5 protein-coding genes are annotated in these 4,773 nt (G+C 70.5%); 3 read left to right on the top strand and 2 right to left on the bottom strand.

Annotation, left to right across the window (positions count from 1 at the left end):
* The first annotated feature begins 308 nt into the window (after window positions 1-308).
* Window positions 309-1,157 carry an alpha/beta fold hydrolase gene (locus KDL01_RS39110; RefSeq protein WP_212533777.1) on the top strand — a complete coding sequence of 283 codons (849 nt, stop codon included), beginning with the start codon at window positions 309-311 and terminating at the stop codon, window positions 1,155-1,157.
* 69 nt (window positions 1,158-1,226) lie between these two features.
* Here KDL01_RS39110 and KDL01_RS39105 read toward each other — a convergent pair whose 3' ends face one another.
* The gene (locus tag KDL01_RS39105) at window positions 1,227-1,988 is read right to left on the bottom strand and encodes an SDR family oxidoreductase (RefSeq protein WP_212533776.1); all 762 of its coding nucleotides are present in this window, start codon (window positions 1,986-1,988) and stop codon (window positions 1,227-1,229) included.
* 146 nt (window positions 1,989-2,134) lie between these two features.
* Here KDL01_RS39105 and KDL01_RS39100 point away from each other — a divergent pair, with 146 nt between their 5' ends.
* A complete protein-coding gene (locus KDL01_RS39100) occupies window positions 2,135-3,043 on the top strand; it encodes a helix-turn-helix transcriptional regulator (protein ID WP_212533775.1) in 909 nt (302 codons plus the stop codon).
* A 38-nt stretch (window positions 3,044-3,081) separates the two neighbouring features.
* A complete protein-coding gene (locus KDL01_RS39095) occupies window positions 3,082-3,798 on the top strand; it encodes a 3'-5' exonuclease (protein WP_212533774.1) in 717 nt (238 codons plus the stop codon).
* Window positions 3,799-3,823: 25 nt separating this feature from the next.
* Here the strand turns inward: KDL01_RS39095 and KDL01_RS39090 are convergent, their stop codons facing one another.
* Window positions 3,824-4,360 (bottom strand): hypothetical protein, encoded by a 537-nt coding sequence (locus tag KDL01_RS39090; RefSeq protein ID WP_212533773.1) that lies wholly within the window; start codon window positions 4,358-4,360, stop codon window positions 3,824-3,826.
* Window positions 4,361-4,773: the final 413 nt, after the last annotated feature.

Below are 4,773 nucleotides of genomic sequence, written 5' to 3'. Positions count from 1 at the left end.
GTCGGCCACCAGGCCGGTCAGCTCGTCGATACCGCCGAGCAGCGAGTCGATGACGCGCTTGCGGTCGAGTTCGTCGAGGCGGTCGAACTTGTCGAGCACCTCCGCGTTCATCCGCAGCGAGGTCAGCCGTCGATCAGTGAAGGCTGATTCACCGCCGCCCGTCCACCTCCACGCCACCTCCACACCATCTACGTCACATGACGGAAGCCGCCGCGCACCCGCGCCTCGTAACGTCCATGGCACGTGCCCCGGCCGGGTTCGGCCGGGGCACGTCACAGCCCGCCGACCCCCACTGCGTGAGGAATCCCATGAGTACAGAAGTTTCCCGCCGTCGAGTACTGGCCGCCGGAGCGGCGCTGGCCGGGTCGGCGGCCCTAACCGCCGGCGCGGCGGGAACAGCCGCCGCGGCCACCCCGGCCGGCACCGGAACACAGAACCCGACCGTCAAGCCCACGATCGTGCTCGTACACGGCGGCTACGCCGACTCCTCCTGCTGGAACGCCACCATCCAGGAACTGCAGCACAAGGGCTACACCACGATCTGCGGCGCGAACCCGCTGCGCGGCATCCCGACCGACGCCCCCTACATCGCGAGCCTGCTCGACTCCGTTAGCGGACCGGTCGTGCTCGTCGGGCACTCGATGGCCGGCACCGTCATCACCAACGCCGCCGCCGGAAAGGCCAACGTCAAGGCACTGGTCTACATCGCCGCGTTCGTGCCCGACGTCGGCGAGACCCAGGGCGAACTGATCGACAAGTTCCCCGGCAGCGAGGTCCTGCCGGTGAGCGTGCCCGTCCCGTACACCAAGGCCGACGGCACCACCGGAACCGACCTCTACCTGAGCCCGGACGGCCAGGCCGCCTTCGCCGCCGACATCCCCACCGCGACCTTCCAGGTCCTCCAAGCCACACAGCGGCCCTTCGACGCCGCCTCCTTCACCTACCCGACCACGGCTGCGGCCTGGAAGACCATCCCGACCTGGGGCCTGGTCGCCGGGCAGGACAAGGCGATCCCCCCGGCCTGCGAGCGCTGGATGTACGCCCGCGCCAACGCCCGCAAGGTCGTCGAAGTACCGACCTCCTCGCACGTCGCGATGCTCAGCCACCCCAGGATCGTCGCCGACCTCATCGACGACGCCGCCGAAGCAGTCAGCTGACACGCACGACCGGCCCCCGGTCCACGGTGGTGGACCGGGGGCCGCAGCCCACCGGGCGGCCAACGGCGGCTACCGGCGCCCCGGGAGCGTCGCGAGGGCCTGCGAGCGCTGCGCGACCAGGTCGGCGTAGGTGCCCTCGCGCTCGGCCCAACGGTGCATCAGCACGCCCTGCACCAGGATCTCGTGCGGCGTGGGCTCGGCCTTCAGCAGCTGCATCACCTCGGTGGCGAACGCGCCCAATCCGAGCGCGCGCGGGTTGAGCTTCGACTGCTCCGGGGTGGTCGCGACGGCCGGGGGGACGAGTTCGGCCACCTCGACACCGGTACCGGCCAACTGGGCGCGCAACGCCTCGGAGTAGGCGTGCACGGCGGCCTTCGACGCGGCGTAGGTGGGCATCAGCGGGAACGGCAGGAACGCGATGCCCGAGCTGACCGTGACGATCGTGCCGGCGCCGCGCGCGATCAGGTGCGGGGTGAAGGCGTCGATGACACGGATGGTGCCGAGCAGGTTCGTCTCGATCGTCTCCCGCGCGGCGCCGAAGTGCGCGGGGTCGCGCAGATCCTCGGGGATGCCGACTCCGGACATCGTCACGACCGTGTCGAGGTCCGGGTGGGTGCGCCCGAGCGCGTCGCGGGCCCGCTCGACGCTCACCGGGTCGGTCACATCGATCTGCACGGTGGCGAACCCCTCGGCGGCGATCTCCTCCAGCAGTCCTGCGCGCCGCCCGCCGACGACGACGGTACTGCCCGCCGCGGCAAACCGGCGCGCGAGCTCCAGGCCGATCCCGGAGGTGGCCCCGGCGATGAAGACGGTGCGGCTGGTGATGTCCATGATGTGCTCCCAATTCCGGGTCAGGTCGATCCCCCTCAGTCTCGGCTCGCCCGCCAGCCCGAGGCAGTACCCCGCTCTACCGGGGTCCTGACAGGGCCCCCTCTCCGCCCCCTTTCCACCAGCGGCACGGAGTTACGATCATTGCCATGAGCGGTCAGGAGCACGCCAACCGGCTCGGCGACTACCTCCGCGCCCGACGCGCCCTGGTCACACCGGAACAAGCCGGGATCCCCGCCGGAGCCAACCGCCGCGTCCCCGGACTGCGGCGCGAAGAACTGGCCATGCTCGCCGGCATCAGCGCCGACTACTACCTCCGGCTCGAGCGCGGCCGCGACAACCACCCCTCCACACAGGTCCTCGAATCACTCGCCCGCGTACTACGCCTCGACGAGGTCGAACAGGACTACCTCCTCAGCCTCGCCACCCCGCGCCCCAGGACGCAGCGGCGCCGCAAACCAGAACGCGTACCCGCACGCCTCCACCAGCTGCTCGCGAGCGTGGGCGTCCCCGCGTTCGTGGAAGGCCGCGCCTTCGGCGTACTCGCCTCCAACCCGCTCGCCCTCGCCCTCTCCCCACGCCTCGCCCCCGGACACAACCGGCTCCGCTCACTCCTGCTCGACCCGGAGGAACAGGCCTTCCAACAAGACTGGGCCCGCTCCACGGAAGGATTCGTCGCCGCGTTCAGAAAATCCGTCGGCGACGACATCGACGACCCGCGCTTCGTGGAACTCGTCGGCGAACTCGCCCTCTCGAGCGAACGGTTCCGAGCCCTGTGGGCACGCCACGACATCCGCGCCCTGGACGGCGGCACCAGCATCGTCAACCACCCCGTCGTCGGCGAGCTCCACCTGCACCGCGACAAGCTCCCCGTCGACGGCCTGCTCCTCGTCCTCTACTACGCGGACCAGGGCAGCGAGAGCGACGAGAAACTCCGCGTCCTCGCCTCCCTCACAGCCTCCCTCACCCGACCCACACGCGAACCGGCACATGACGGACCGTCCGGCTCCACACCGGATCTCCTCGATACGCCAGGGCCGGCCGGCCGGGGCCAGTAGACTGCGAGTTCGGTAGACGACCCTGAGAGGCCCGCACGTTGAACGGATACGCCGTCTTCGACATCGAGACCACCGGCTTCCGACTGCATGAGGACTCGATCGTCGAGATCGCGGTCGTGCATGTGGACGACGACGGGCGCATCACCGGGATGTGGGACACCCTGCTGCGGCCCCGCGACGGCGAGGTCGGCCCGACCCGGGTACACGGCATCAGCCACGCCATGGTCCGCGACGCCCCGTCGTTCGCGGAGCTCTCCCCCGCCATCTACGGGCTCTTCGCCGGCAGGATCCCCGTCGCGCACCGGATCGCCCAGTTCGACGGACGGTTCCTCAACGCCCACTTCACCTGGGCCGGCATCGCGACGGACACGTTCACCGAAGGCCTGTGCACCTGGAAGCTGGCGGCCCGTCACCTCCCGCTCGAACACCACACGCTCCAGGACTGCTGCACCTACCTGGGCATCGACCTCCTCGGCGCACATCAGGCACTCGACGACACGATCGCCACCGCGCAACTGCTCGGCCACTTCATCCGCGCCGGACACGCCGCGACGGGAGGCGGCGCCGGAGTACGGGTGCCGGCAGGCCTGACCTTGTCGGGCCCTTCCGCGTCGAGCCCGTCCCTGCCGGCGCAGGACGCGGGCCGGCTGTTCTACCCGCGGCGCGGCAGAGGCGCCGCACCCCTGCCGCGGCCGACCTCAGCCGACGTCGCCGACGCCGGAGCGGGAATGTCCGCGGCCTCTGCCGGCGAATAAGGCCGCGGCACGGCGCCAGCGGCGCTCAGTGCCCGATGACGAGGAGCGTGACCACGGCGGCGGCCAGGACCAAGGCCGCGACCAGCAGCGAGATCTTCGTACTGCTGTACGGGCGGTGCCCCACCACCTCGCCGGTCGCGCCGTTCACCAGCGCCGACCAGCCCCGGGTGCCGTGCTGGTAGGACACCAGCCACGCCGGGAGCAGCAGCAGCGTGCACGACTCGTCCTCGTACGTCGTCGACAGGTCGTTCACCTGCTGGGCCGAACCGCCGATGTCCAGCCGCACGTCCTCCTCGATCTGCGTACTCATCCGCGCCGTCGCCTGCGAGAACGCAGAACCCGGGTCCACGTCGTAGGCGATCACGCGCGGAGCCGGAGCCGAAACCGCAGCCCTACTGTCCTGGGGCACGTACTGGGGCGCGTCCTGCACGTCGCGACTCCCGGCGACGGCCGACGCCTCGGCCCACGGGGGCGGACACAGGCCGGCCAGCGGCCAGCGCGGAAGCTTGTCGGGCAGCGGCGAACACGCGGGCACCACCACACCGTCGAAAACGCGGCTCACCGCACCCGACACACGGCGCCAGTGCGTATACGACTCCGTCTCCATATACGTCTCGATCTGGCCGTTCGCACCCGTCCGCGTACGCGAGACCTGCTGCGTACGGTGCTCACCCCGACGCCCGTCATACGTACTGTAGGTCGCGGCACCGAAAACCCAGAACGGCAGAAACACACCCTCCACCGCCCGGACCTGCGCACCGCCACGCAACGAACTCGGCGCGAACCGCCGATGCGCCACCCACCTCAGAAACCCCGCCCGCGCCGCGTCCTCATCCACCGCGAACGGCAGCACAACATCCGGACGCACCGACTCGGTCAGATCCGACTCACCCACCAGAGCCGCACCACAGGACGTGCAGCACAACGCGAACGCCTTCTCACCCACGGCCTCCCCGCACGCGCCACAGCTAGCGA

The organism is Actinospica durhamensis (assembly GCF_018139695.1).
Taxonomy (GTDB): Bacteria; Actinomycetota; Actinomycetes; order Streptomycetales; family Catenulisporaceae; genus Actinospica; species Actinospica durhamensis.
Note: the sequence above shows the minus strand (reverse complement) of the source record. Positions and strands in the feature narration are given on the sequence as shown.